This is a genomic window from Ligilactobacillus salivarius DSM 20555 = ATCC 11741 (assembly GCF_001435955.1).
GTDB lineage: Bacteria > Bacillota > Bacilli > Lactobacillales > Lactobacillaceae > Ligilactobacillus > Ligilactobacillus salivarius.
In genome coordinates this window covers 1-2,548 of the sequence record NZ_AYYT01000039.1, presented here as the reverse complement: position 1 = coordinate 2,548, position 2,548 = coordinate 1, and the positions used below count along the sequence as shown (strand labels likewise).

Below are 2,548 nucleotides of genomic sequence, written 5' to 3'. Positions count from 1 at the left end.
CTCACAAGCCCCATGTCTTTAGACTGGAGTGAGTTGACTAGAGAAGCCTGGCGTCTATTAAGAAATACTTTTCTTGATGAGCGTCAATTTTTTTAACGGAAATCTATCCTATACTAAATTTAGTAAAGAAAAAGGAGGAATCAAAGAAAGCTATTTTAAACAAACCAAAATTATAGGAGGAATAAATCATGACTGAAAATAAAGCTACTCAAGAAAGAACACCCCAAGAAAGATTGCAAGAAGAACAAGAACACAAGGAACATGTTCATCATACGAAAATTAATGCAGCGGCCATTGCAGATCATCTTTTAGGCAACATGCATACATTACATGTGAAACTGCACCAATATCACTGGTATGTAAAAGGAGCCAATTTCTTTACGTTGCATGAAAAATTTGAAGAGTTGTATAACGAAAATGAAAAATGGTTCGACAAACTTGCGGAGCGTCTAATTACTTCTGGGCATAAACCTGCTTCGACAACGGTTGAATTTGAAAAATATTCGATACTTTCGGAAGATGCAGTTAATAAATACTCTAAAGCAGAAGACATGGTTGAAAATATTATCGAGGACTTCAGAAGCACTCGTGACCTAACTATTCGTGCGATTCGTTTAGCTCAAGACGAGGGTGACGATGCTTTAGAAGATACATTGATTGCTTTTAAAAATGACTTAGACAAGAACATTTGGATGCTGCAAGCGTTCATTGGTAAAGAAGCATTAGAAGATGATGACGCTCTTGATGAGGATGAAGATTAAGGTAAAAGTAGAAGCTGATTTAGGGATTGGAATTCTTTCCAGTCCTTTTTCCATTTTCTTGATGTGCATCAATTTTTTTGTAGTAAGAGACTTATATAATAAAAGCAGCGAATATAAACAAAATAAATAAAGGGGGAGAATGAATTGACTAAACATACCCATCATGAAATTGGCGACCACGCAGCCTGTATCCGCTTGGTTCCAATATTCAATCACTTAGAGGATAGCGCGATGAATTACATTGCTGAAAAAGCCCACACGAAACAGTATCAAAAAGGAGAGTTTCTGTTTCGTTCACAAGAAAAAGAGGATACTTTATATATTATCAATCGTGGGAAAGTCCGTATTTATCGATTGGCAGACTCTGGCAAAGAGCAGCTAGTGCGGATCTTGAACCCTGGTGATTTCACCGGAGAATGGACCTTGTTCAACCCGGATGCAGTACACGAGGAATATGCCGAAGCAATCCAAGATACCGTTGTCTGTATGATTCAGCGAAAAGATGTCCAAGATTTTTTGGAACAATACCCAGCTATTTCTTTAAAACTATTGGCGGAAATGTCTAAACGGTTAGAAAGTTCAGAACGTCAAACGACACAAGTAGCCTTGGAGAGTGTCATTACCCGTTTAGTTTTGTTTTTGGCAGAAAATGTGGAACCTGAAATGGGCAACTCTCCCACCATCACCCTGCCGATGGGAAAAAAGGACATTGCTTCCTATTTAGGAACGACACCTGAGACCATCAGTCGCAAATTTGGAGAATTGGAGGACGAGGGATTGATTCAACAGCTGTCTGGGAAAAGGATCAAGATTCTGGATTTAGATGATTTATTGCTTTACAGCGAATAATCGGACACACTTTTTTCTACACGTTGGTGTTCTGTCGCTCTTCATTAACAACGGAACAGAACTCAGTGCTTTTGCTTCCATCTGTCCGTTTTTGGCTTTTTTAAGACAGAACGCTCTTCATTCATTGGGAAAATAAAAGCACAAACATGATATGGAGTGACCCCTGTCAAGTAGACAATTAAATATGTAAAATTTTATGCGGCCTGATTTCGGCATTCTGCTGGAGTCAGGCTTTTTAGTTTCCATTGATAACGCTCATTGTTGTAATAATTAATATATCCAGCGATCCCGGACACTAATTCTTCATAAGTTATAAAAGTATGATCATAGTAGTACTCATCTTTAGAATGACTCCAGAAACTTTCCATTGGTGCGTTATCAATACAGCGTCCGACTCGTGACATACTACGTGTAATTCCTGCTTTTGAAACTTCACGAACATATTCTTTTGATGTATATTGAAAGCCACGATCACTGTGTAAAATTAGAGTTACTCCTGGATTAGCTTCAATAGCTGCCTTAATTGTTTTCATAACTAAAGGATTGTCGTTAGTTTTACTTATCACCCAACTTATAATCTCTCCAGTATAAATATCCTTTACAGCACTCAAGTAGGCCTTATATTCATGATTTGGTTCTGTTGCAAAGTTTTAAATAAAGAATAAAATCCCTTACGGTATCTATGATTTAAGCTGGGATTCTCAATAATACCTTGATTTCAGTACAGACCGAAAACCCGAAGAGAGTGCCTTCTTTTTGGGTTTTCTTATATAATCCTCGGATGGCTTCCATGCCTTTAATCGTGGTAGAGGCAGTGCGTAAACTTCGATAGAATTTATTGCGTCTCTTTACTGGACGATGGTCTTGTTCAATCAAATTATTCAGGTATTTAATGGTACGATGTTCTGTCCCTTGATTAGAAAACGGGCGCAAACCTC

At 38.0% G+C, this 2,548-nt stretch carries 3 protein-coding genes and 1 pseudogene; 2 read left to right on the top strand and 2 right to left on the bottom strand.

Annotation, left to right across the window (positions count from 1 at the left end):
- Window positions 1–188: 188 nt before the first annotated feature.
- Both FC55_RS09585 and FC55_RS09580 read left to right on the top strand, forming a co-directional pair.
- On the top strand, window positions 189–761 hold the full coding sequence (locus tag FC55_RS09585) for a Dps family protein (RefSeq protein ID WP_003699242.1): 573 nt from the start codon (window positions 189–191) through the stop codon (window positions 759–761).
- A gap of 144 nt (window positions 762–905) precedes the next feature.
- Window positions 906–1,610: a Crp/Fnr family transcriptional regulator gene (locus FC55_RS09580; RefSeq protein ID WP_003699228.1), complete on the top strand. Its 705-nt coding sequence runs from the start codon at window positions 906–908 to the stop codon at window positions 1,608–1,610.
- A gap of 194 nt (window positions 1,611–1,804) precedes the next feature.
- Here FC55_RS09580 and FC55_RS09575 read toward each other — a convergent pair.
- Together FC55_RS09575 and FC55_RS09570 are read right to left on the bottom strand one after the other, a co-directional pair.
- Window positions 1,805–2,230 (bottom strand): annotated as a pseudogene (locus FC55_RS09575) (transposase); the annotation flags it as partial.
- 67 nt (window positions 2,231–2,297) lie between these two features.
- The coding region (locus FC55_RS09570) for a DDE-type integrase/transposase/recombinase (RefSeq protein ID WP_155512836.1) at window positions 2,298–2,548 on the bottom strand (251 nt) is incomplete at its 5' end.